The sequence below is a fragment of the Nitrosospira lacus genome, from assembly GCF_000355765.4.
Taxonomy (GTDB): domain Bacteria; phylum Pseudomonadota; class Gammaproteobacteria; order Burkholderiales; family Nitrosomonadaceae; genus Nitrosospira; species Nitrosospira lacus.
The window spans coordinates 1,125,883-1,148,530 of the sequence record NZ_CP021106.3 but is presented as its reverse complement, the minus strand read 5'-3'; the positions used below and the strand labels follow the sequence as shown (position 1 = coordinate 1,148,530).

The following is a 22,648-nucleotide window of genomic DNA, read 5'->3' as shown; positions in this document are numbered from 1 at the left end:
ACGGCCAAGACCCGGATTGTACCGGCGCTACACCAGCATGAACCATCATCTGACTACTTCATGAATTTCTTCATGGTGCTAATCAATACCTCATTGCCGGGATTATTTTTGAGTGCGGTTTGCCAGATTTCTTTTGCTTCATCCTTTACTCCCTGCACCCAGAGAACCTCCCCCAGATGGGCGGCAATTTCCGGATCGGGATTCATCCCGAAGGCCTGCCTGAGATAGCTGAGCCCCTGATTGATGTTGCCCATACGGTAGTGAACCCAGCCGAGGCTATCCATGATGTAGGGATCATTAGGCGAAAGCGTGATGGCCTTTTCGATAAGTTCCAGGGCTTCCGGAAGTCGATTGCTGTGTTCCGCGAGGCCGTATCCCAGCGCGTTATAAGCGTGAGCATGATCGGGCTTCAACTGTATGAGTTTGCGCAAATCCTGCTCCATGATATCGGATTTGCCGATTTTTTCCGCTGCCAGCGCACGATCATAGAGCAGGTCGACATGATCCGGCAGTTTCTCCAGACCATCACTAAGCAGCTGAAACGCTTTCCGGGAGGCTCCTGTCTCGCGCAACAATTGGGCTTCGGCAATTATCAACTGAGCACGTTGCTGATTATTCGTAGCCGGCAATTGCTGCAGGTACTTGAGGGCCTCATCCGTTTTACCCTTCTTGGTCAGCAGAACGGCATACCGTATCTGTGCGGGAATGTATTGACTTCCCCCGGTTACGGAACGGTACCATTCCATCGCCTCATCGGGACGCTGAGTTTTCTCATATATTCCACCGAGATAATAGCGCACCATCCCGGGGTCCCTGTAGTCCAGTTCCAGCGCTTTTTTAAAATTCGATTCGGCAATGCTGTACTCGCGCAGCTCCATGGACAGCAAACCCACCGCCAGGGCGACATCGGCGTTACCCGGATTCTCCGCCAGCAATTTTTCGAATTGTTCGCGTGCCTTGACATAATTCTTCTCGACTAGTAATAGCCGGGCGTAAGTTATGCGTGTATCGTTGGCTTTGGGGTAGCTCTTGAGATAGTCTCCGTAAAATTCCATTGCGCTGGCATTGGAAGTTCGCGCCAATATCCGTCCCTGATAAATTGCCGCCATTTCCCACTCCGGACGGAGCGCCAAAGCCTGCTTCATTTCGGCCAGCGCAATATCAAAGTGATTGGCAAACCACGCCGCCTGAGACACGGCGAAGTGCGCTTCCGGGAGTGCGGGATAAGGTTGAGCAAGCTGCCGTACCAATTCGAATATCGCATTCTTGTTGGAATTGCGTACCAGCAGGCTGTTCAATTGCATGAAAGCCTCGTCGATACTGCCTCCCTCCGAGGCCAGCAGTTTCTCCAGATGAGGGCGGGCCTCATCCAGCCTGTCCATATTCACCAATAGCGCCGCTATAGTCTGGCGGGCAGTCACCGAATTCGGATCGAGCTCCACCCAGATTTTTGCTGCTTCAAGCGCGGGCGCAGCTTGACGTGAGTGAAGCGCGATTTCGGTGGCTCGCTGGGCGACGCGTGGATCACGAGTGGCTCTCGCCAGCTTGAGGTAGGTACGGGTGGCGATTTCCTGATCACCGCGCTGCAGAGCCGTTTCACCCAGTAAAAAATCGAACAGGATGGGCGGGGTCAAATCCTGGCTGGGTAATTTTGGCTGGCCAGCGTCAGCTTGCTGGGCCGGCTTACTCGCATTGGCAGCGGTCTTGCCTGGAATCTGCGCACAGGCGGCGAAAAACAACAGCAGCAGCAATGCGCCGGGAATTTTAAGATTCATGGAAAATTAAGACAGGGTCCGAAAATAAGGCTAATAGGGAAATATGGGGCGGAATCGAGCTTCAGCACAGCCCACATATTAGGTATATTTTACACTTCTCACAAGTGGACGTTGCCAAGCAATGGGTGCTGGGGGCACGCGTTTGCGGTGCAGCCTTATAAATTCAAAGTTCCAAATGGCTTTACCTACGGGATGAAACAAACGCGGAAGACAATTCTCGGGGATACCACCACCGGCATCGGGCATCCGGCTCCTGATCCCGCATTGGGATCATTATTGATGCAAAAAGTCTTTGTGAATCATGGTACTAATCTGGAAAATGAACGGTCAACCGACGGATTTAGGTTTATAGTGATGCTCTTTCGCACATGTTACCCAGTCAAACCACTGGATTCAGATGACTGAACAAATTGCCTTATCAACCATTTCCGCATGTGGCTTATCCCGCTATTTCGGTAGACGCGCCGCGGTGCGCGAAATCAATCTGGAGCTGAAGCATGGCGAAATCCTGGGATTTCTGGGCCCCAACGGCGCGGGTAAGACCACTATTATGCGCATGCTCACCGGCAATCTCGCCCCGAGCGCCGGCAGCATTGAAATCTGCGGGATAGATCTGCTGGACAAACCACGGGATGCCAAGGCGCGTATCGGTTATCTGCCGGAAATACCCCCACTCTATCGGGAGTTAACGGTAAACGAATACCTGCAACTCGCGGCCAGGTTGCACCGGGTCGACAACGCAAGAATCCCTTTTGCGCTGGACAGGGTGACACAACGTTGCGGGCTGAATGATACGGGCAAACGTCTGATTGGTTCGCTATCGAAAGGCTATCAGCAGCGTGTGGGAATTGCCCAAGCTATCATTCATGATCCAGATGTGATCATTCTTGATGAACCAACAGTCGGCCTCGATCCCAACCAGATACGGGAAATTCATACCCTCATCCGTGAACTGGGTACGGAGCGCAGCGTCATTCTCTCGACCCACCTCCTGCCGGAAGTCGAAAGCGTATGCGACCGGGTGCAGATCATGCATGAGGGCAGCACGGTATTCAGTGATTCCGTCAATGGACTAAAACAGAGAGGAATCAGCCTGGAACAAATATTCATGCAGTTCACCATGGATACGGAAAATTCCACAAGTTCTTCATTGCCATGATTCTGGTTATTGCCCGGAAAGAATTAAAAATCTTGTTTGGATCGCCGCTAGCCTGGATATTGCTTGCGCTGGTGCAATTAGTGCTGACCTGGATTTTTCTGGCACATCTCGATACTTTTCTGCAAGTACAGCCGCAGCTTGTGAGAATCGCCAATCCGCCGGGTGCGACGGAAACGATTATTGCACCAGTATTCGCCATGGCCGCGATAGTACTGCTTATGATCACCCCTCTTTTAACCGCGCGCCTCATTGCCGAGGAGCGCCGCAATCACACCATGACCTTTCTCATTTCGGCACCTGTTTCGATGATCGACATCGTTCTGGGAAAATTTCTCAGCCTGATGATTTTCTTTTCCGTGGTAATTGCGCTGGTCGTAACACTGTCAATGTCTCTGCTGGCGGGCGGCCCACTGGATCTCGGCTTGTTGCTGAGCAATGCCGCCGGCCTGTTCCTGATAACCGCTTGTTTCGCCTCTCTCGGGCTTTATTTTTCCTGCCTCAGTGCCCATCCGGCGATTGCGGCTGCCAGCGCTCTGGGCGCATTGCTGATTCTGGGAGTACTGGATATCGCGGCGGGGGACGACCCGAATAGCGTCACATGTGATTTCTCCCTGCTCGCACATTACGAAAATTTCAATCGCGGCATGATCGATACCTTCGATCTTGCATACTTCTCGCTGTTCACTCTTGTCTTTCTGGTGCTGTCTGTGCGCCAGCTGGACAGCAAACGGCTGCGCGGTTAATCCACGCATGACCATGGTCACTCAGAAACGGCGCACTTACTGGTTAATGCAAAACGGCGTGTTCATGGTGCTGCTGGTATTGTTGACCGGACTGCTGGGCTACCTTGCGCGTGAAACCCGTGTTCAGTGGGATATCAGTCAGAATGGGCGCAACAGCCTGAGCCAGGCAAGCGTGGATGTACTGGAAAAAATCAACGGCCCGCTTAACGCCACCGTCTACGTCACGGCTCAAGACGCGCAATCAGGAAATATTCGTAAAATTATCCGTGAATTCCTCTCGCGTTATCAGCGTGTCAAACCCGACTTCACGGTCACATTCATCGATCCCACCGAGCAGCCGAAACTCACCCAGGAAGCGGGCGTCCAGGTCAACGGGGAAATGGTGGTCACCTTTAATGGCAGACGTGAACACCTCAGCACATTCAACGAGCAGGCGTTTACCCATCTACTGATGCGGCTGGCGCGCCCCCGGGAAAAACGAGTGACGATGCTCAGCGGCCATGGGGAGCGCAAGCTGGATGGTATCGCGAATCATGACCTGGGAGAATTCGGCAAGCAATTGATGGCGAAAGGATTCAAGACCGGGACGCTGCGTCTCTCCATTGTCCCCGATGTACCGATTAACACGAGTGTGCTCGTGATTGCCTCTCCGCAAATTGACCTGCGGGAAGAAGAAGTGGACAAATTGCTTGCGTATATCAGCCGCGGCGGCAACCTGCTGTGGCTTATCGACGAGGGTCCCTTGCACGGCTTGCAGCCGCTCGCCGAGAAACTGGAATTGACGCTTTCACCGGGCGTGGTGGTTGATCCCCAGGCCCGGCAGTTGAAATTGCCTGTTACCGTCGCGTTAGGCGCCAATTATGGACAGCATCCGGTCATGCGCAATTTTGACTATATCACGATGTTTCCTTTTGCCCGTCAGATAATCGTCAATGAAAATGAGGTATGGCATAGCATTTCGCTGGTGGAGACTGCATCCAGCGGATGGGTGGAAACCGGCAAGCTGGATTCCCCCATCGTCTTCGACAAGATGTATGATGTGCCCGGTCCCGTAAGCATCGCCGCCACTCTCAGCCGCACCCTGCACGACCGCGAACAGCGCATCGCGGTCATCGGCAGCGGGAATTTTCTTGCCAATACGTATCTGGGCAACGGCAATAATCTGGATTTTGGCATTAATCTGGTCAACTGGCTTGCCGGCGACGAGAATCTCATTATTATTCAACCCCGAGCCACCCTCGATAACAACCTGGTATTAAGTGAATCGGTGCTTATCATCATCGCTGGCGGATTTCTCATCCTCCTGCCGTTGGCTTTCCTGGCAAGCGGATTAATTATTTGGTGGCTGCGCGCAAGAAGATGAACCCCGAACTTTGCAGAGGTATTCCAGTTGCCTGAACTACCTGAAGTCGAAGTTACCCGTCGTGGCATCGTCTCTCACCTGGAGGGACACCATTTCGTGGGTGCCACGCTACGAAATCCAAGCCTACGCTGGCCGGTACCTCACGATCTTGGGCACACACTTCGCGGGTTGAAAATCAATGCCGTAACCCGGCGAGGCAAATACCTCCTGTTCGACTGTGGCAACGGAACGCTGATCCTGCATCTCGGCATGTCCGGCAGCTTGAGGTTGCTTCCCGCTGCCACGCCACCCCAGAAACACGATCATGTCGATCTGATACTGGATACCGGCATGATTCTCCGTTTCAAGGATCCGCGCCGTTTTGGCGCAGTGCTGTGGGCAACCGGTGATGTCACGCACCATGCTTTGCTGGCCCAACTTGGGCCTGAACCGCTTACTGAAGCGTTCGACGGGAGATTGCTGTACGAAAGGACCCGAGGCCGCAGGGCCAGCATCAAGGATGTGCTGATGAACAGCCGCATTGTCGTCGGCATTGGCAATATCTACGCAAACGAAGCGCTCTTCAGCACGGGCATTAGTCCCTTGACCCCCGCAGGGCGGATCAGTATGCGCAGGTATGAGAAACTGGCACAAGCGATAAAGGAAACGCTTAATCTCTCGATCGAAGCGGGCGGCAGCAGCTTGCGCGATTTCGTCAACAGCGACGGGAGTCCCGGCTACTTCCAGCAACAGTATTGGGTGTATCAGCGAAATGGGCAGCCGTGCCGGAAGTGCGGTACCGCAATCGAGCAAACCAGGCAGGGACAGCGTTCAAGTTTCTATTGTCCGCATTGTCAACGGTAGCCCCTGTAAGGGGCAGAAAACGCATGTAATAAGCACAGCGCATTGCGCCGCGCCTGCCAGGTGAAGATCAAGTAGTGTGCAAAAGTGCTCATGTAGCATAGCGCCAAATCGGGAAATGTGCGATCAACTACCTGATTTAGGATAATCAGGTAAGGCACTGATATGAGAGAATCTCATACGGCGTAATGCGCTTCGCTGTGACGCCCTGCACTCGGCTGGATCATCCGGCGAAATGTCTGATTTCACATCACAGGACTCCCATGAACATTACATTTATCGGCGGCGGCAATATGTCATCCGCCTTGATCGGCGGGCTGCTGCAGCAAGGTTATTCACCCGGACAAATACGGGTGGTTGAAATCAGCGCCGAAAGGCGTGAGAAAATAAAACACGCATTTAAAGTGGAAACCGTTGCGGAACTTGCCAAAGGCGTATCCGGCAGCGACGTCATCCTGCTGGCGGTAAAGCCGCAGCAGCTTTCAGGCGTGGCGCGGGAGCTTGCGTCACAGCTCAGAAATCAGCTGGTCATTTCTATTGCCGCCGGCATTCGCGCCACCGATATAAGCCGCTGGATGAGTGGTTACGCCCGCGTGGTACGAGCCATGCCCAATACGCCGGCACTGATTCGCGCGGCTGTCACCGGCCTCTACGCGCTACCGGGGGTGAGTATGGAGGAAAAGCATAACGCCGAGGCTATACTCGGCGCGGTCGGTTCCGTGCTATGGTGCGATCGCGAGGAATTGCTGGATGCGGTTACGGCCGTCTCCGGCAGCGGCCCGGCTTATGTATTTTATTTCATTGAGGCCATGCAGAAGGCGGGACAGGAGCTGGGGCTGGATGCAAGCCAGGCGCGGCGGTTGAGTTTGGCTACTTTTCTCGGCGCGGCGGAACTCGCGAATCAAAGCGGCGATGACGTCGCCACGCTCCGAGCTCGCGTAACTTCCCAGGGGGGTACCACGGAGCGCGCGATACAGACCCTGGAAAACGCCGGCGTCAAGCATGCGATCGTGCATGCGATACATGGGGCAAGCCAGCGCTCGCGTGAATTGGGCGACGAGTTTGGCGAGACATAAAATCCGCCGTACAGGTTATTGTTTTCCAGGAACGTATATGCTCAACCAGATACTGATATTTCTGCTCGACACCCTGCTGGGTCTATTTTCCCTGGCGCTATTGCTGCGTTTTTACATGCAGCTGTTACGCGCACCCTACCGCAATCCGCTGTCCCAATTTCTCGTGGCACTTACCGATTTTGTGGTACGGCCCGCACGCCGGGTAATCCCCGGATATAGCGGAATGGATCTTTCCACGCTGTTATTGGCATGGCTCGCGCAATGCATTCTGCTAACCGGCGTGCTCATGCTTCAAGGGTATGAGTTCAGATCGACTGTCGGTATTGCGATCATGGGACTGGCGCTGCTCGGATTGATAGAAATTATTAAAATGACGCTCTATATTATTTTGGTGGCGATCATCATGCAGGCGGTACTCTCCTGGTTCAACCCTCACACTCCCTTTGCCCCAACGCTCGACAGCTTCACACGGCCATTCCTCGTCGTTATCCGCAGGCGTATTCCACCCATCGGCAATGTCGACTTGTCCCCCCTGTTTGTGCTGGTGATTATCCAATTACTGCTGTTTGTCGTAGCGGGTGCAGGCAAGGAGATCTCTCTCCTGTTCTGATGTATGAGTATGTCGAAGCATTGATACTTTACGGGAGCTTCTTCATGTCGCCAGCATTGCTGCACAATACCTGGCACCGCCGCACGGATAGCGGTCGGCGGCTCATCCTTACTCTTCATATACAACCCGGCGCTAAACGCACCGAAGCCGTTGGGCTGCATGGCGACGCGCTAAAGATAAGGCTTGCCGCCCCACCAGTGGAAGGTGCGGCCAACACCGCACTGCTGGAGTTCCTCGCTATGATTTTTAGCGTGCCGCTACGTCAGGTAACACTCAAACACGGAGTCAAATCCCGTCGCAAAGTGGTTGAAATCCGGCAAACGGTGCTGGAACCGGATGTATTGTTTAAGACAGCCAATTCCGAAACGGATTAACTCCTGCCCAACCTTGCCCGCAAATGCGATGCAGTCCCGCCGACAAAAACCATGTCTCGTTTGATTCTTTTCAATAAACCTTACGGAGTTATTTGCCAGTTCACGCCCGAAGCCGGATACAAGTCTCTCAAGGATTTCATACCGCTGCCCGGTTTTTATCCTGCCGGACGACTCGATGCCGATAGCGAAGGCCTGGTACTCCTCACCAATAATGGCAAATTGCAAAATAGAATCAGCCATCCTGAGCACAAGCTACCGAAAACGTACTGGGTGCAGGTAGAGGGTGTGCCCGATGAAGTTGCGCTGGATAAGCTGCGCCAGGGTGTGATGACGAGAAATTTCAAGGCAATGCCCGCCCGGGTGCGCCCTATGGATGAACCGGATAGCCTCTGGCCGCGCATACCGCCCATTCGCTTCCGAAAAAATATTCCCGTTTCATGGATTGAATTGACACTCATGGAAGGCAAGAACCGTCAAGTGCGCCATATGACGGCAGCTGTCTCTTTTCCGACGCTGCGGCTGATCCGCCAGGCTATCGGCACCTATTCCCTGCACGGCCTCGCACCGGGTGAATGGCGCTTTTCAAATATGCAGCCGCCGCCTTAGAGTACCTAAGGAACGCCTCTGTCAGTCACATTATGGGGAGATCGAAAATCCTGTATGCGTTGTCCCCTGCTTGCTCTTTCCCGGTGATGCCCATCGTTCGCAGCAATTCTCGAAGAGAACGGATTACTTGGCAATCGTGATACTGGGTACGCCGGTGCGCGGCAAATCGGTGATGGTCATTTGAAACAGCAAGTACAACATCTGGAAAGCATCCCGGTTCCAACGAGCGAGCGGACCAACGGTATCCACCGAGTAGTACCGATTATGCGAACGGATCGAAAGATCGGCTTCCGATGGTGGCGAATCCGACACCACGAGTCCCATGGTGGCGATCGGATTTTCGTCACCTTTAATGGCGGGGGTCCGCATATCCTTCTCGACATGGTACTCCGGCTCGTCGCCGAGAGAATGGCCGAGGAAATTGAGAATTTTGTGGAAGCTTCTGAGACGGAAAGTTCCTCTCATTGGCCATCCCCCCCCAGGATGATCAGGACGAATATCGAAAGCAACATCGTGGATGTTCCAGGTTCCTGCTTCATTGTTTAACTGCGCACGTTCCTCCGGGGACAGCGTGTCCGGATCATAGTTGGTGATGAGAATCGGGCCCGGCACTTGTTTACGAAGCGTATAGGTACTGTCGTGTTTGTTATAGAGCACAAAATACTCTCTCTCCAGAGCCTGAAAGCCTTCTGCCGAAACGGCACCGGCAGGAATGATCCAAGTACGTTCCAGATTCAACGGTTCGGCATAGAGCTGGTTCTGGTCTTGAATGGCCGAAAGATGCAGCACCACGCGACGGAATACTTCGTAGCCCGATGAATCGGAAGGCCTGTTTCGATACGCGCCCTGTTGTGTGGAACCCTCAATGCGCACTTCCTGCGCCATCAACCTCAACAGGAGATCGATATCGAAGCGTTGACGGAGCAGAAGCATGAGTTTGCTTTGCTGAAATGGGGTCAGCAGCCGCTTGGTAAATTCCTCGCCTTCGATCGGGACAATGCTGATGGTGGGGTTTTCCGCGACGCTGCCGCCAAATATCGGCATCAATACCTGCCCGGCGAGCCCTCCCAGCGCGGGAGTGGCACCTGCGCTGAAGCGGAAATCGAAGGTAGCCGCGACGTTCGATACCCCCGTAAAATGTATCGGTTGATGGTGATGGGCACGGGCGATATTAGTCAATAGCTGTCTGGAGGCAGCACTGGTAATGGCCTCATCATAGGCACCGACTGCGCGATTGAGCGCAATGGGCGATACACAGCCTGAGAGCGCGAACGCGGATACAAGACACAAGGTCAAGCATAACCGGTATGGGGGGCAAAGGATGCCTATATGCAATGTTTTCATCTCAGCAGGGAAGCAGCGGACAAGTTTTTGTCATATCGAATAAATATAGGCATGGCGCTTATATAGAGCGGCCGGTTCGGCTCGTAGCATAGCATTCGCCAAATTTGTAACGGGGTTATGTGGAGCTTGTTTATTCCAGCCTGTAGACGCTTGGCGGCTGGCTGGTCTATATTTCGCCGCTTTTTTTGGCCGATGGAACAACTACCGCTTTCACTTTCAGAAAATTCTCAATATCTATCGTGGCCCGGCCCTTCTTTTCGCTTCGATTCTTCAAATCCCCGGGCTGCCAAGCCGATGAAATGATCAAAGCATAGGAACTCCAGAACCGCTTTTCAGTCTATCACGGCGTGACACTACATCTTGCCAATCCTTGTCATCAAGACATTTTAACCATTGATAACGGCACAAGGAAATAAATACATTCGTGCCCCGCGACGAAAAGCACATCAGATAGACTAAAATGGGCGACTGCGCATTTTTTTGCTATATTGGGATAAATAATAAGATTGATGCTTAAAAGAAAGAAGGTGACGCGGAATCTCTACAGAAAGGAGGATCACATGAAACACCTATTGATCGCATCTGCGTTAGTCTTGAGCTTGATCTCGGCCGGAACCTCTGCTGATGAAAATCGTCCGGGGGGCGAAGGTATTGTCGGCAGCCCCGGCGATCCCGGCAAGGTGTCGCGCACCATTGAAATAACCATGGTGGATAACCGCTTTAAACCATCTGAAATAGACGTGAAACAGGGTGAAACAATTAAATTCGTGCTTAAGAACACCGGCAAGAAAAAACACGAAATGATGATTAGTACTCCCGAGGATATCGATAAGCATGGGAAAATGTTGAAAAAATTCCCCGATATGGAGCATCCCGATGAACCCAATATGATTTCCGTCAGTCCGGGCAAGACCGGGGAACTGGTATGGCATTTCACTGAAGCCGGCATAGTCGACTTCGCCTGCCCGCTGCCGGGTCACTTCAAGGGTATGAATTTTCCGGGTATGAAAGGAACAATCAAAGTAGAGGCCAAATGAAGAAACCAACTCACACATTAATCGCCGGATCTATTCTGATCGGTGTCTTGTCGGCTATTGCTGCCAGCGCTGGTGCGACAACAACAGTCGAAGTCTACAAGAGCGCAACCTGCAAGTGCTGCGCAAAATGGGTCGACCATATGCGTGCGAATGGCTTTACCGTCAATACCCATGATGTGGGCAACAAGGAGGTACGCGAGCGTGCAGGTATTTCCACCACGCTTGGTTCATGTCATACCGCTCTGGTTGATGGTTATGCGATTGAAGGTCATGTGCCCGCGCAGGACATCAGGCGGTTTCTTAAAGAACGTCCCCGCGCTATTGGCCTGACCGCTCCGGGCATGCCTCACGGCTCCCCCGGTATGGAGGGCGCGCGCAGCGATCCTTATGATGTGCTTCTAATCAATAAGCAAGGCGATACTACTGTGTACAGCCGCCATCTTCCATCTGACCCCAAAGAATCCCTGATGAGATTGAAATGATGAGCATGAAATCTCCTCTCACTGTCGCTACTCCTGCGAACCAGCAAAGAAAATTTGCCAGCATGGGCCTCCGTTATTTTCTTCTGGCAGGCATGACAGTTGTCTTTATCGCTGCTTGCGGTGAATCGAAGCCTCCTGCCGCTGCGTCGGCGCCCGCTGCTGCACCAGCGCCCGCAACTGCCGCACCGGACGTGCCCTCTGCCGGCTCAACCACGCCCCCTGCCGAACCGGCACCATCTGTCGCGGCGCCGGTGGAGCCAAAAAACCTGGCGGCCCGTAAGCTGGATCCGGAGAAAATAAAGCGCGGTGAGGTTGTTTATCGCACGAATTGCGCCAACTGTCATGGACCAAATGGGGAAGGCACGCCAGGCTGGCGAAATCCGGGAGCTGACGGCAGGTACCCGCCACCGCCACTGGATGGCACTGCCCACGCTTGGCATCACTCAACCGAGACACTGGAAAGAATGATCCGGGTAGGCAGTCCGGCGGATATCGGCGGCATGCCAGCGTGGGATGGCAAGTTGACAAATCAGCAAATCGATGACGTGATTGTCTGGATCAAATCACTGTGGCCAGACGAAGTCCACGATATCTGGCACAAGGAAATCGAGAATAAACCGTAACCGAAACAGGATTGAATGTGATGGGTGGTTAGGCTGGGCAGGTGCCAGCATTGGCTACCTATGAAGTTGCGACCGGGATCGCCTATGCACGCGGGCGGGGCACTGGGCATCGCATATGAGCCATGGAGCCCCCCGATGCCGACCCCGGCGCCCCTACAGGATCAGGGGCATTGCAATCTAACCTTGGGCCGGCCCTATTTTCGGCACCGCATTCTTTGCTGCAGCACGAGCCGGAAGCTTCTCGCGAATGCGGGCAGACTTACCGGAACGATCCCGCAGGTAATATAGCTTGGCGCGGCGGACATCCCCACGACGTTTGATTTCCACGCTGGCAATTAGCGGTGAGTAGGTCTGGAAAGTCCGCTCCACACCCTCGCCGCTGGATACCTTACGCACGGTAAAAGCCGAATTGAGGCCGCGATTGCGTTTAGCGATAACGACGCCTTCATAGGCTTGCACGCGCTTACGGTCGCCTTCAACCACTTTAACGTTAACGATTACCGTATCTCCGGGAGCAAAATCCGGAATTGTCTTGCCAAGACGGCTGATTTCTTCGTTTTCGAGTTGTTCGATCAAATTCATTTTGCCACTCCTTACTTTATTTCACTTGGTTTCTGTTGATTTCAATTCGATTCATGGGCGTGCTTGAACTCTTCCAGCAATTCCGCTTCCTCTCCGGTCAAGCCCCGTTCAACTTTCAGCGCCAGCAGATCCGGCCGTCTCAGCCATGTCCTGCCCAGCGATTGCCGCAAACGCCAGCGTCTGATGCCGGCGTGATTGCCGGACATGAGAACTTCCGGCACGAATTCTCCCTGATAGACTTCCGGTCGCGTGTACTGGGGAAAATCAAGCAGTCCACTCACAAATGAGTCCTGAACGGCTGAGTCAGCGTCTCCCAGCACACCGGGCATTTGCCGCACCATACTGTCTATCAGCACCATTGCCGCGAGCTCTCCTCCAGAGAGCACATAATCGCCGATGGAAATTTCGTCATCCACCTCACGCGCTATCAAGCGCTCGTCCACGCCTTCATAGCGCCCGGCGAGTAGCACCAATGATGGCAGTTCGCACAGCTCCATCACCAGGTCATGGTTCAACAGCCGCCCCTGGGGAGAAAGATAGATTACCTTCGTCCCGTTAATGCCATTACCTGCCTGCCTGATCCTTGCCGCGGTGACGGCTTTTTCCAGCGGCTGTGCCAGCATCAGCATTCCCGGGCCGCCGCCATAAGGACGATCATCCACCGTACGGTGATTATCTTCAGTGAAGTCGCGCGGGTTCCAGGTATGCAACCGGTAGATCCCGTTTTCTTTCGCCCTGCCGGTTATACCGTATCGGGTGACGGCATCAAACATTTCGGGGAACAGTGTAATGACGTCGAACTCAAAAGCCACGGCTAGTAGTCCATGCCCCAGTCCACCGTTATCCGGCAAGCCTTTAGATCCACCTTAACGATCACCTGACTGACAAAAGGAATCAATCGCTCCTTTTCACCTTCCATCGGACTTTGCACTTGAAGCACATCGTTGGCGCCGGTTTCCAGTAGTCCGGTCACTTTCCCCAATTCCTCATCCCGCAGATTAATGACTTCAAGGCCGATCAGATCCGACCAGTAATAGCCATCCTTACCGCTTTTGGACAAACTCGGCAACTGGCTGCGAGGTACCGCGATCTGCTTACCCTTCAACCGCATTGCCGCAGTACGGTCGGCATATGACTCAAGTGCGGCCGTCAATGTACTCCCGTGAACTTCGCATCCGGTGACTTTTACTTCGTGCCATTCCCCATTGCCTTTACCCAGCCACCAGACCGGATAGTCAAGCAGTCCATCCACATATTCAGTATAGGGAAAAACCTTGATCCAGCCTGACACACCGAAGGGGCCGATAATACGCCCCATCACCACCATTGGCTCGACTGCTTCGCCTGATTTAGGTAATTCCCGCGGCTTTTTGTTTTGCACCAAACTGCCTGACCAACCTTGTAACGGTATCGGATAGCCGTGCACCCTGCGATTGCCAATGGGTGACACGATCCAATTGAACACGCAATGCTTCTTCGCCTTCAGCCGCCCTAGGGTTATAAAAGCCAATGCGCTCAATGAACTTGCCGTCCCGGGCGTCTCGGGAATCCGCTACTACCATATTGAAAAACGGGCGTTTCTTGGCACCGCTTCGCGCCAGTCGAATAATGACCATGTATATGCCTATGTGGGTCCGGAACCGAAAAGGGTGTGATTTTACGGTAATTTTTGCCCTATTAGCAAGTTATACTCCCAAATTCGGTGGTTGATCATTGATTTTCGAGTTAAGCACCATGATTCACAAAGATTTTTTGTGGTATGCAGGATTCAGGATAATATTGCCCGACGGTATCACATACTCCCCATTGGAAGAAAACACGCTCCATGGGAGATTTGTTGAAGAGCACCTTAATCTAATGCGCCTGCTCCCAATTCGGGCCTACCCCCACTTCCACCAGCAGCGGCACGTCGAGTTTCGCCGCGCCACCCATTAGCCGCGGCAGTTCATCCTTTACAGTTCCGGTTTCATCATCCGGCACTTCCAGTACCAGCTCGTCATGGACTTGCATGATCAGCTTGCTCCGCAAGCCCGCTTTGGCCAGCCAGCCATGCGTCGCGATCATGGCAAGCTTGATGATATCGGCCGCAGTACCTTGCATGGGGGCATTGATTGCTGCACGTTCCGCTCCTTGTCTGCGATTACCGTTGGAACTATTGATTTCCGGCAGCCACAGCCTGCGTCCGAATACGGTTTCGACGTAACCGGTTTTTCTGGCGGTCTCCCTGGTATGTTGCATGTAATTCGCAACCCCCGGATAACGGGCAAAGTACCGGTCCATGTACGCACGTGCGGCTGAGCGTTCAACCCCGAGCTGCGAGGCGAGGCCGAATTCGGACATGCCGTAAATCAGCCCGAAGTTGATGATTTTTGCATAGCGGCGCTGCTCATTGTTCACCGCTTCCAGCGCGACACCAAACACTTCCGCGGCGGTCGCGCGATGTATATCCTCGCCTGCGGCGAACGCTTTGAGCAATCCCGCATCCTGCGATATGTGCGCCATGATGCGCAGCTCGATCTGCGAATAATCCGCGGAGATAATGCGATGCCCCGGTGCAGCGATAAATGCTTCGCGGATACGGCGTCCCTCGGCGGTGCGTACCGGAATGTTTTGCAGGTTGGGCTCATTGCTCGCGAGCCGCCCGGTCACCGCTACCGCCTGCGCATAATTGGTGTGCACGCGTCCGGTGGCGGCATCCACCATGCGCGGCAGCTTGTCCGTGTAGGTGGATTTGAGCTTGGCAAGCCCGCGGTATTCGAGCAGGACTTTTGCCAGGGGATAATCCAGCGCGAGCTGTTGCAGCACGTCTTCGTCGGTGGACGGTGTCCCGCTTGGCGTCTTCTTGATAACGGGAAGCTTGAGCTGGTTGAACAGTATCTCCTGAATTTGCCGGGGTGAATTCAGATTAAATGGCTGCCCGGCAATAGCGTGGGCCTGGCTTTCCAGCGACAGCATTTTCTCACCCAGTTCGCGGCTTTGGATTTCCAGTAATTTCAAGTCCAGTAATACGCCGTTACGCTCCATTTCAAACAGGATGTTCAGTACCGGCATTTCGAGTACGCGATAGATATAATCGAGCTTTTCGTCCTTCATTATTTCGGGGTACATGTGCTGATGTAGTTGCAGCGTGATATCGGCATCTTCCGCCGCATATTGCATCGCGCGTTCGATATCCACCTGATCAAAACCTATACGCCCGGCCCCCTTGCCGGTGACCTCATCATAGCTAATGGTTTTGGCTCCAAGATGCCTCAACGCAAGATTATCCATATCGTGCGGACGGTGGGATTCCAATACATAGGACTGCAATAGTGTATCGTGGACAATTCCGTTCAAAGTAATGCCATGATTCGCAAAAATGTGCTTGTCATACTTGAGATTCTGTCCCGCTTTGGGTTTGCCCGCATCTTCCAGCCATGGTTTGAGTTTATTGATCACGAGATCGACCGGCAGTTGCGGTGGGGCGCCTGCATACCGGTGCGTCAGCGGCAGATAAGCCGCCTGATGAGGCTCAATGGAAAACGAGATTCCGACGAGTTGCGACTGCATCGGATCCAGCCCGGTGGTTTCCGTATCCAGCGAAACCAGTGGCGCGGCATAGATACGTGCGATCCATTCATCCAGTTGGGACTGGGTCAAAATGATCTGATAGTCCCCTGACGTAGCCGAAGATCGCCGATTCGCATCCACTGGCTGATACCCGGCGGCCAAGGGCGTATCGCCGATCACTTGCGGACTCGCTGAGTCCGCCTCCTGCCGCATTTCCCGCAACCAGGTTCTAAAATCCAGCCGCTCATACAACTCGGCCAGTTTTGCGGTATGCTGCGGTTGCAGCCCAAGATCGTGTACATCGACAGGTAATGCGACGTCGCACTTGATGGCCAGTAATTCACGCGCTCGACTCAGCCAAGCGAGCGCCGCACGCAAATTTTCACCTACTACACCGCCAATTTCATTGGCATGCGCGATGAGATTATCCAATGTGCCATATTGGGTGAGCCATTTCACCGCAGTTTTGGGACCCACTTTTTCCACGCCCGGAATGTTATCCACCGCGTCACCCACCAATGCCAGATAATCGAGCATGCGTGCTGGTGTCACACCAAATTTGGCAAGCACTGCCGCTTCGTCGAGCGTTTCGTTGCTCATGGTATTGATCAGCGTCACTTGCGGATTCACCAGTTGCGCAATGTCCTTGTCGCCGGTGGAAATGATGCAGCGCATGTTTTCGTGCACGGCTTGTTTAGCCAGCGTACCAATCACATCATCCGCCTCCACGCCTTCCACGATCAGCATTGGCCAGCCCATGGCGATAATGCACTCGTGCAGGGGCGCAATCTGCGCCGCCAGATCGGGGGGCATTGGAGGGCGATGCGATTTATATTCCGCATAGAGGTCGTCGCGAAAAGTCTTGCCTTTTGCATCAAATACGCACGCGCTATAATGGGCCTGGTAATCCTTGTGCAAACGGCGCAGCATGTTGAGCACGCCATAAATCGCACCGGTTGGCTCGTTATTGCGGTTGCGCAAATCCGGCAGCGCATGGAAAGCGCGATACAGGTAAGATGAGCCATCAACCAGCAACAATGTTTTCATTTAACTCCAAAGGTTTCCAATGAGCACGCAAGACAAGTTAGCCCGTACCATGACAAATGATTTTCGGGAAAAAACCTGGTCGGCAAGGGAATCTTGGCGCGTGTTCGGCATTATGGCAGAATTTGTCGAAGCCACGGAGCGCTTGAATTCGATTCGGCCCGCGGTCAGCATTTTCGGGAGTGCACGTACGCTTCCCGATCATCCCAACTATATATTAACCGAGCAGATTGCCCGGCAATTGTCGGATGCCGGATTTTCCGTTATTTCGGGAGGCGGTCCGGGGATCATGGAAGCAGCCAACAAGGGTGCTTATTTTGGCACGTCGCCGAGCATCGGTCTGAATATCCAGCTCCCGCACGAACAACATCGCAATATTTACCAGGACGTCAGCCAGACTTTCCGTCATTTCTTTGCGCGCAAGTACATGTTCGTAAAGTTTGCCACGGCTTATGTGGTGTTACCGGGTGGATTCGGCACGCTGGATGAACTCATGGAAGCGCTCACGCTGGTTCAGACCGGGAAGACCCGGAAAATGCCGATTATTCTGGTTTGCTCGGACTTCTGGCGCGGGATGATCGACTGGCTGCGGCATACCCTGGTAACCGAAGGCATGATCGCCCCGGAGGATATGGATTTGATACAGGTGATCGATGAACCCCGCGAAGTGGTCAAGGCGATATTCCGGTATTATGAAACCAGCGGCTTCGAGCCTTCCGCAGCGGAACGGGAAGTTCAGCTCAATCTGTAAAATCCGTATCATTTTCAGATAGAATGGGTGCGTTGACCCTGCCAGGAGCAGCCATGCGTCTAATAATTCTCGTCGTGTTATTGAGCGCTGCCCTGTCGGCGGCGGCGCAATCCAAACCCAAAGACTTGCGGCCGATACCTGAAGTGCCGGAACCGCCCGAAATAGCGTTGCCTTCGCCGGGCGCCGACCAGGATGATGCCGCGCTTGAACCCCAAGTTACTATTACCAGGCGCGGAGAGGATAAGATCGAGGAATATCGTATCAATGGGCGTCTCTACATGATCAAAGTGACTCCCCGCATTGGTCTGCCGTATTACCTGATCGACAACCAAGGGGACGGGACATTCTCCGCTGGCGGCTCCGGGGGGCTCGATCAGAATATCCGGCCTCCGATGTGGATACTGCGCCAATTCTAAATCCAATCCGGTGATTGGGCAGGACGCAGGGATGCGCAAAATCCATGCGGATCATGACGGCCAATTGATGAATGAACTGAAAAATGAAGCGGCCGACCGCCGGATTTAGGTTAAAATAGCGGTAAAGAACAAGAAGATCGCAGAGTCTTATACGACTTCTTCTCCCCCCTTTTCCTCTCGCTCATGTCCGTCTTCACTACCGTCACCCAACAGCAGCTTTCCGCATGGCTGAAAAACTATCCGCTGGGCACGCTGACTAATCTGCAAGGCATCTCCTCCGGCATCGAAAATACGAATTACTTTGTCACCACCAGCCAGGGGAGGTATGTTCTTACCCTGTTTGAAAAGCTGACTTCGTCCGATCTGCCGTACTACCTGAATCTGATGGCATATTTGTCGCAACGCGGCATTCCTTGTCCTTGTCCGGTAGCCAATCTTGACCACGGGTTTCTTGGCGAGCTTAATCATAAACCAGCGAGCATCGTTACCTGCTTGCCCGGCAAATCACAGGAACATCCTACTCTCGCGCATTGTGCCGAAGTCGGCGCACTCCTTGCGAACATGCATCTGTGCGGTCTGTCCTATCCCGAAAAAATGGAGAACCCGCGAGGTCCCGAATGGTGCAAAGCCACTGCCCCCAGTGTCATCCCGTTTCTTACGGCGGAAGAAATAACGATTCTGGAAAAGGAACTGCATTTTCAGTCGCTGTATCATTTCGATGATCTGCCGTGCGGCGTGATTCATGCGGATCTATTTCGCGACAATGTACTATTCACCGGCGATACGATAGGGGGAGTGATCGATTTCTACTTCGCCTGCAATGATGTGTTGCTGTACGATATTGCCATTACGGCCAATGACTGGTGTCTGCGTGAAGATAGCGAGTTGGATGTAAAACGTGCGCTGTCGCTACTCGAGGCCTATCACCGGATCCGCCCGCTTACCGCTATCGAGAGGGGCGCCTGGCCGATAATGCTGCGAGCCGGGGCTCTGCGCTTCTGGCTATCCCGGCTGCACGATTATCACTTGCCGCGCATGGGAGAACTCACTCATGCCAAGAACCCCGCTCACTTTATGCGCATATTGAAGAACCACGCGGCATCCCACGCAAGACTGGCACAAGTTTGGGTGTAAGCGGTAAACCGCACGCCAGGATTGGACAGCAGGCGCTACTCTACCGGAGATAAAGAAAATGGAAGTCAGGCAGGTCGATGCAAAACAAGGGTGGCAATGGATTGTGACCGGCTTTTACATATTCCGCCAAATCCCGCTGACGTGGATTTTACTGTGTGCCACTTTGCTTCTTATCGCCGCCACGTTGTCGCTTATTCCAATGGCGGGGCAATTTATTTTCACCCTTCTTTCACCCGTGTTTCTAGCGGGGCTGATGATAGGATGCAGGGCCTTGGAACAGGGCGAGAAACTGGAGATTGCGCATTTGCTTGCAGGTTTCAGAAACACCCCTGGACCGCTGATCACGATAGGAGGAATTTATCTGGTAGGACAGGTGCTCATTCTCGGGGTGTTCATGCTTGTCGGAGGCGATGTATTGATGGATCTGCTGATAGAAGGAAAACGGGTTGACGAAAATGAGCTGAAAAATGTCTCCGGCGATATGCTGTCCGCCTCGCTGGTAGGACTGACGCTTTCCATTCCGCTGATGATGGCTACCTGGTTCGCACCTTTGCTGGTGGTATTCAAGGGCATGGCCGCGATAGATGCAATGCGGGTAAGTTTTCTTGCCTGCCTGAAGAACATCATAGCGTTCCAGGTCTATGGCATTACGCTGGTGGTGCTGGTGATACTCGCCGCGATGCCCTATGGTCTGGGATTGTTTATACTGGTGCCGACCCTGTTTGCCTCTATCTACGCAAGCTACAGGGATATTTTTGCAGATACGGCCGCATTAGCCTGAGCGTTGAATCAGGCAGGTGTCAGTTTGGCATATTCGAGCAATAACCACTTCGTGCCGGTGCGGCCGAACCTGACCTCAACACGGGAATCCGCACCGTGACCTTCGCAGTTGACTATCACTCCCGCGCCAAACCTGGCGTGAGTCACATTCTGTCCTATGCGCCATTGCGATGCCGCCGAATCTCGAATATCCGCTGGGCGAGCAGGAACGCCATGACCAGGCTCATGGATTACCCGGCCTGACCCTTTCCTTCCGGTTCCCCAGTCTTCATTCCTGATCGCCACCTTTTGCACGGGTTGCAGCCACTTGAGCAAACTATCCGGAATTTCGTGCAGAAAACGAGAGGGGATGTTATAGCGGGTCTGCCCATGCAACATGCGGCTTTGGGCAAAACTCAGATACAAGCGCCGTCGTGCCCGGGTAACTGCTACATACATCAAGCGCCTTTCCTCTTCCACGCCCCCCACTTCGTTGCGGCTATTATCGTGGGGAAACAAACCTTCTTCCAATCCGCTCAGAAATACACTGTGAAATTCAAGTCCCTTGGCGGAGTGCACCGTCATCAACTGCAGCGCTTCCTGACCGCCACCAGCCTGATGCTCGCCCGCTTCCAGCGATGCATGACTCAGAAATGCCGTGAGGCTGTCATCCTCGGCTTCATGCACGAAGCTGGTGGCGGCATTGATTAACTCGTTCAGATTCTCCAGGCGGTCCGCTCCCTCGCGCTCAGCGCGATAATATGCCGCCAATCTACTATGCTCCAGCATATGTTCGACGACTTCCGGTAATGGCAATTTTTCGCAAACCTGACGCATCGACTCGATCAGCGCAACAAAACCCTCAACTCCTTTCTTTGGCTTGTCCAGCCACGGTTTACTCTCAAGCCTGACCTGCGCTTTATCTCCCGAATTCGGGCCGAAGGCCGCATCACCTCTATACTTGTGCCCCATTGCCGCCCACAAACTGCCGCCCTGCCGCCCGGCCTCGTCCTGCAGCTGCTCCACGCTGCGCATGCCGATCCCGCGTACGGGAAAATTGATAATCCTGAGCAGTGCGTTATCATCCTCGGGATTTGCTATCAGGCGCAGATATGCTAGGGCATGCTTGATTTCCTGGCGTTCGAAGAAACGCATGCCGCCATATACCCGATACGGCAGTGAAGCATTGAACAAAGCATGCTCCAGCACGCGCGACTGTGCATTGGAACGGTACAGCAAGGCTATCTGCGATAGGACGACGCCTTCGGCGCGTAGCGACTTCACCTCCTCCACGATGAAGGAAGCCTCGTCAAAGTCGGTCGGAGCGTTATACACGCGTATTGGTTCGCCATGGCCCTCCGATGTCCAGAGATTTTTGCCGAGTCGGCCGCTATTGTTGCGTATCAGCGTGTTGGCCGCATCCAGAATGTTGCCATGCGAGCGATAGTTCTGCTCCAGCTTGATGATTTTAGAGATACGGAAATCTTTCTCGAAATCTTTCATATTACCGGTGTTCGCGCCACGGAACGCATAAATGCTCTGATCATCATCGCCAACCGCAAATACCGCGGCCCGGTTGCCGGCGAGCAGCTTCAGCCACTTGTATTGCAAGCGGTTGGTATCCTGAAATTCATCCACGAGAACATGATCAAAGCGGCCACGATAGTGCTCGCGCAAATGCTCGTTGCGTGTCAGCAGCTCATAACTTCGAAGCAGTAGTTCAGCAAAATCCACCACGCCTTCCTTATTGCACTGCTGCTCGTAGAAACGATAAAACTCCACCATCTTGCGTGCGAAATCGTCGTAAGTTTCGACCTGCGAGGCTCTGAGCCCTTCTTCCTTGGCATTATTGATAAACCATTGCACCTGGCGGGGGGGAAACTTTTCGTCGTCCGCGCCCAGAGCCTTCAGCAAACGCTTGATCACCGCCAGCTGATCGGCGGAATCCAGAATCTGAAAAGCCTGCGGCAACCCGGCATCCTGATGGTGGGCGCGCAGCATGCGGTTGCACAGGCCGTGGAACGTTCCTACCCACATGCCACGGGTATCGATCGGCAGCATGGAAGCAATGCGGACAAGCATTTCCTTCGCCGCCTTATTCGTGAAAGTGACAGCTAGTATGCCGTGAGGACTGACTTGACCAGACTGGATCAAATACGCAATACGGGTAGTGAGTACGCGCGTCTTGCCGCTGCCTGCGCCGGCCAGCACCAGCGCTGACTGGTGCGGCAAAGTAACGGCTTCAAGCTGTTCAGGATTTAATTCTGAAATTAGTGCAGACATTGGAGGGAAACTATTTCCACTTAAATATCACCGCAATTATTTGAGCTTCATCAAGCCGTATAGAAGGAAGAAGGGCAAATAAATACTGAATTTCGGGT

The 22,648-nt window shown here is 53.6% G+C and carries 23 protein-coding genes; 15 read left to right on the top strand and 8 right to left on the bottom strand.

Features of this window, described 5'->3' with window-relative positions; translation table 11 throughout:
• Positions 1–53 precede the first annotated feature (53 nt).
• Positions 54–1,775: a tetratricopeptide repeat protein gene (locus EBAPG3_RS05090; RefSeq protein WP_085921915.1), complete on the bottom strand. Its 1,722-nt coding sequence runs from the start codon at positions 1,773–1,775 to the stop codon at positions 54–56.
• Positions 1,776–2,172: 397 nt separating this feature from the next.
• Here EBAPG3_RS05090 and EBAPG3_RS05080 point away from each other — a divergent pair, with 397 nt between their 5' ends.
• From EBAPG3_RS05080 to EBAPG3_RS05045, 8 genes are all read left to right on the top strand, one after another.
• Positions 2,173–2,934 carry an ABC transporter ATP-binding protein gene (locus EBAPG3_RS05080; protein ID WP_085921913.1) on the top strand — a complete coding sequence of 254 codons (762 nt, stop codon included), beginning with the start codon at positions 2,173–2,175 and terminating at the stop codon, positions 2,932–2,934.
• Positions 2,931–3,677 carry an ABC transporter permease gene (locus EBAPG3_RS05075; protein WP_085921912.1) on the top strand — a complete coding sequence of 249 codons (747 nt, stop codon included), beginning with the start codon at positions 2,931–2,933 and terminating at the stop codon, positions 3,675–3,677. The genes EBAPG3_RS05080 and EBAPG3_RS05075 overlap by 4 nt, the downstream gene beginning before the upstream one ends.
• Before the next feature lie 13 nt (positions 3,678–3,690).
• The gene (locus tag EBAPG3_RS05070; protein WP_335582685.1) at positions 3,691–5,040 is read left to right on the top strand and encodes a GldG family protein; all 1,350 of its coding nucleotides are present in this window, start codon (positions 3,691–3,693) and stop codon (positions 5,038–5,040) included.
• A gap of 27 nt (positions 5,041–5,067) precedes the next feature.
• The gene (mutM, locus tag EBAPG3_RS05065) at positions 5,068–5,883 is read left to right on the top strand and encodes a bifunctional DNA-formamidopyrimidine glycosylase/DNA-(apurinic or apyrimidinic site) lyase (RefSeq protein WP_085921910.1); all 816 of its coding nucleotides are present in this window, start codon (positions 5,068–5,070) and stop codon (positions 5,881–5,883) included.
• Between the two features lie 260 nt (positions 5,884–6,143).
• Positions 6,144–6,956, top strand: coding sequence for a pyrroline-5-carboxylate reductase (proC, locus tag EBAPG3_RS05060; RefSeq protein ID WP_004174536.1), 813 nt, complete (start codon positions 6,144–6,146; stop codon positions 6,954–6,956).
• Positions 6,957–6,993: 37 nt separating this feature from the next.
• The gene (locus tag EBAPG3_RS05055) at positions 6,994–7,566 is read left to right on the top strand and encodes a YggT family protein (protein ID WP_004174537.1); all 573 of its coding nucleotides are present in this window, start codon (positions 6,994–6,996) and stop codon (positions 7,564–7,566) included.
• Between the two features lie 44 nt (positions 7,567–7,610).
• Entirely contained in the window at positions 7,611–7,940 is a 330-nt protein-coding gene (locus EBAPG3_RS05050; RefSeq protein ID WP_040851149.1) for a DUF167 domain-containing protein, read from the top strand.
• Between the two features lie 51 nt (positions 7,941–7,991).
• On the top strand, positions 7,992–8,546 hold the full coding sequence (locus EBAPG3_RS05045; RefSeq protein WP_004174540.1) for a pseudouridine synthase: 555 nt from the start codon (positions 7,992–7,994) through the stop codon (positions 8,544–8,546).
• Positions 8,547–8,669: 123 nt separating this feature from the next.
• Here the strand turns inward: EBAPG3_RS05045 and EBAPG3_RS05040 are convergent, their stop codons facing one another.
• Positions 8,670–9,890 (bottom strand): hypothetical protein, encoded by a 1,221-nt coding sequence (locus EBAPG3_RS05040; RefSeq protein WP_004174542.1) that lies wholly within the window; start codon positions 9,888–9,890, stop codon positions 8,670–8,672.
• Between the two features lie 560 nt (positions 9,891–10,450).
• On the opposite strand from EBAPG3_RS05040, the gene EBAPG3_RS05035 reads away from it, so the two are divergent.
• From EBAPG3_RS05035 to EBAPG3_RS05025, 3 genes are read left to right on the top strand one after another with little or no spacing between them, the layout of a single operon-like run.
• The gene (locus EBAPG3_RS05035; RefSeq protein ID WP_040851150.1) at positions 10,451–10,927 is read left to right on the top strand and encodes a cupredoxin domain-containing protein; all 477 of its coding nucleotides are present in this window, start codon (positions 10,451–10,453) and stop codon (positions 10,925–10,927) included.
• Complete coding sequence (locus EBAPG3_RS05030) at positions 10,924–11,409, top strand: DUF411 domain-containing protein (RefSeq protein WP_004174547.1); 486 nt, start codon at positions 10,924–10,926, stop codon at positions 11,407–11,409. The genes EBAPG3_RS05035 and EBAPG3_RS05030 overlap by 4 nt, the downstream gene beginning before the upstream one ends.
• 5 nt (positions 11,410–11,414) lie before the next feature.
• A complete protein-coding gene (locus tag EBAPG3_RS05025; protein ID WP_227869273.1) occupies positions 11,415–12,032 on the top strand; it encodes a c-type cytochrome in 618 nt (205 codons plus the stop codon).
• Between the two features lie 177 nt (positions 12,033–12,209).
• Here EBAPG3_RS05025 and rplS read toward each other — a convergent pair whose 3' ends face one another.
• The 5 genes from rplS to polA all read right to left on the bottom strand — a co-directional run bounded on the left by rplS (position 12,210) and on the right by polA (position 17,210).
• Complete coding sequence (gene rplS, locus EBAPG3_RS05020; protein ID WP_004174549.1) at positions 12,210–12,614, bottom strand: 50S ribosomal protein L19; 405 nt, start codon at positions 12,612–12,614, stop codon at positions 12,210–12,212.
• Between the two features lie 41 nt (positions 12,615–12,655).
• Positions 12,656–13,426, bottom strand: coding sequence for a tRNA (guanosine(37)-N1)-methyltransferase TrmD (trmD, locus tag EBAPG3_RS05015; protein WP_004174550.1), 771 nt, complete (start codon positions 13,424–13,426; stop codon positions 12,656–12,658).
• 2 nt (positions 13,427–13,428) lie between these two features.
• Positions 13,429–13,941 carry a ribosome maturation factor RimM gene (gene rimM / locus EBAPG3_RS05010; RefSeq protein ID WP_004174551.1) on the bottom strand — a complete coding sequence of 171 codons (513 nt, stop codon included), beginning with the start codon at positions 13,939–13,941 and terminating at the stop codon, positions 13,429–13,431.
• A gap of 22 nt (positions 13,942–13,963) precedes the next feature.
• Positions 13,964–14,230, bottom strand: a complete 267-nt coding sequence (rpsP, locus tag EBAPG3_RS05005; protein ID WP_004174552.1) for a 30S ribosomal protein S16 — start codon at positions 14,228–14,230, stop codon at positions 13,964–13,966.
• Between the two features lie 238 nt (positions 14,231–14,468).
• Entirely contained in the window at positions 14,469–17,210 is a 2,742-nt protein-coding gene (gene polA, locus EBAPG3_RS05000; protein ID WP_004174553.1) for a DNA polymerase I, read from the bottom strand.
• Positions 17,211–17,229: 19 nt separating this feature from the next.
• Between polA and EBAPG3_RS04995 the strand changes: the two genes are divergently transcribed.
• From EBAPG3_RS04995 to EBAPG3_RS04980, 4 genes are all read left to right on the top strand, one after another.
• Complete coding sequence (locus tag EBAPG3_RS04995; RefSeq protein WP_004174555.1) at positions 17,230–17,958, top strand: LOG family protein; 729 nt, start codon at positions 17,230–17,232, stop codon at positions 17,956–17,958.
• 53 nt (positions 17,959–18,011) lie between these two features.
• Positions 18,012–18,374: a DUF2782 domain-containing protein gene (locus EBAPG3_RS04990; protein WP_004174557.1), complete on the top strand. Its 363-nt coding sequence runs from the start codon at positions 18,012–18,014 to the stop codon at positions 18,372–18,374.
• 183 nt (positions 18,375–18,557) lie between these two features.
• On the top strand, positions 18,558–19,508 hold the full coding sequence (locus EBAPG3_RS04985) for a homoserine kinase (protein ID WP_004174558.1): 951 nt from the start codon (positions 18,558–18,560) through the stop codon (positions 19,506–19,508).
• 58 nt (positions 19,509–19,566) lie between these two features.
• Positions 19,567–20,289, top strand: coding sequence for a BPSS1780 family membrane protein (locus EBAPG3_RS04980; protein WP_004174560.1), 723 nt, complete (start codon positions 19,567–19,569; stop codon positions 20,287–20,289).
• 8 nt (positions 20,290–20,297) lie between these two features.
• Here the strand turns inward: EBAPG3_RS04980 and EBAPG3_RS04975 are convergent, their stop codons facing one another.
• A complete protein-coding gene (locus tag EBAPG3_RS04975; RefSeq protein WP_004174561.1) occupies positions 20,298–22,550 on the bottom strand; it encodes a UvrD-helicase domain-containing protein in 2,253 nt (750 codons plus the stop codon).
• Between the last annotated feature and the right edge of the window lie 98 nt (positions 22,551–22,648).

Excerpts from the sequence above, each read along its gene's own strand:
- rimM (WP_004174551.1), bottom strand. The coding sequence starts at position 13,941 with ATGGTGGTGATGGGGCGTATTATCGGCCCCTTCGGTGTGTCAGGCTGG.
- EBAPG3_RS05050 (WP_040851149.1), top strand. The coding sequence starts at position 7,611 with ATGTCGCCAGCATTGCTGCACAATACCTGGCACCGCCGCACGGATAGC.
- EBAPG3_RS04995 (WP_004174555.1), top strand. The coding sequence starts at position 17,230 with ATGAGCACGCAAGACAAGTTAGCCCGTACCATGACAAATGATTTTCGG.
- polA (WP_004174553.1), bottom strand. The coding sequence starts at position 17,210 with ATGAAAACATTGTTGCTGGTTGATGGCTCATCTTACCTGTATCGCGCT.
- proC (WP_004174536.1), top strand. The coding sequence starts at position 6,144 with ATGAACATTACATTTATCGGCGGCGGCAATATGTCATCCGCCTTGATC.
- EBAPG3_RS05040 (WP_004174542.1), bottom strand. The coding sequence starts at position 9,890 with ATGAAAACATTGCATATAGGCATCCTTTGCCCCCCATACCGGTTATGC.
- EBAPG3_RS04990 (WP_004174557.1), top strand. The coding sequence starts at position 18,012 with ATGCGTCTAATAATTCTCGTCGTGTTATTGAGCGCTGCCCTGTCGGCG.
- EBAPG3_RS05070 (WP_335582685.1), top strand. The coding sequence starts at position 3,691 with ATGGTCACTCAGAAACGGCGCACTTACTGGTTAATGCAAAACGGCGTG.
- EBAPG3_RS05055 (WP_004174537.1), top strand. The coding sequence starts at position 6,994 with ATGCTCAACCAGATACTGATATTTCTGCTCGACACCCTGCTGGGTCTA.
- EBAPG3_RS05025 (WP_227869273.1), top strand. The coding sequence starts at position 11,415 with ATGAAATCTCCTCTCACTGTCGCTACTCCTGCGAACCAGCAAAGAAAA.
- EBAPG3_RS05075 (WP_085921912.1), top strand. The coding sequence starts at position 2,931 with ATGATTCTGGTTATTGCCCGGAAAGAATTAAAAATCTTGTTTGGATCG.
- rpsP (WP_004174552.1), bottom strand. The coding sequence starts at position 14,230 with ATGGTCATTATTCGACTGGCGCGAAGCGGTGCCAAGAAACGCCCGTTT.
- EBAPG3_RS05080 (WP_085921913.1), top strand. The coding sequence starts at position 2,173 with ATGACTGAACAAATTGCCTTATCAACCATTTCCGCATGTGGCTTATCC.
- EBAPG3_RS04975 (WP_004174561.1), bottom strand. The coding sequence starts at position 22,550 with ATGTCTGCACTAATTTCAGAATTAAATCCTGAACAGCTTGAAGCCGTT.
- EBAPG3_RS05035 (WP_040851150.1), top strand. The coding sequence starts at position 10,451 with ATGAAACACCTATTGATCGCATCTGCGTTAGTCTTGAGCTTGATCTCG.
- EBAPG3_RS05090 (WP_085921915.1), bottom strand. The coding sequence starts at position 1,775 with ATGAATCTTAAAATTCCCGGCGCATTGCTGCTGCTGTTGTTTTTCGCC.
- EBAPG3_RS05030 (WP_004174547.1), top strand. The coding sequence starts at position 10,924 with ATGAAGAAACCAACTCACACATTAATCGCCGGATCTATTCTGATCGGT.
- EBAPG3_RS05045 (WP_004174540.1), top strand. The coding sequence starts at position 7,992 with ATGTCTCGTTTGATTCTTTTCAATAAACCTTACGGAGTTATTTGCCAG.
- EBAPG3_RS04980 (WP_004174560.1), top strand. The coding sequence starts at position 19,567 with ATGGAAGTCAGGCAGGTCGATGCAAAACAAGGGTGGCAATGGATTGTG.
- EBAPG3_RS04985 (WP_004174558.1), top strand. The coding sequence starts at position 18,558 with ATGTCCGTCTTCACTACCGTCACCCAACAGCAGCTTTCCGCATGGCTG.
- rplS (WP_004174549.1), bottom strand. The coding sequence starts at position 12,614 with ATGAATTTGATCGAACAACTCGAAAACGAAGAAATCAGCCGTCTTGGC.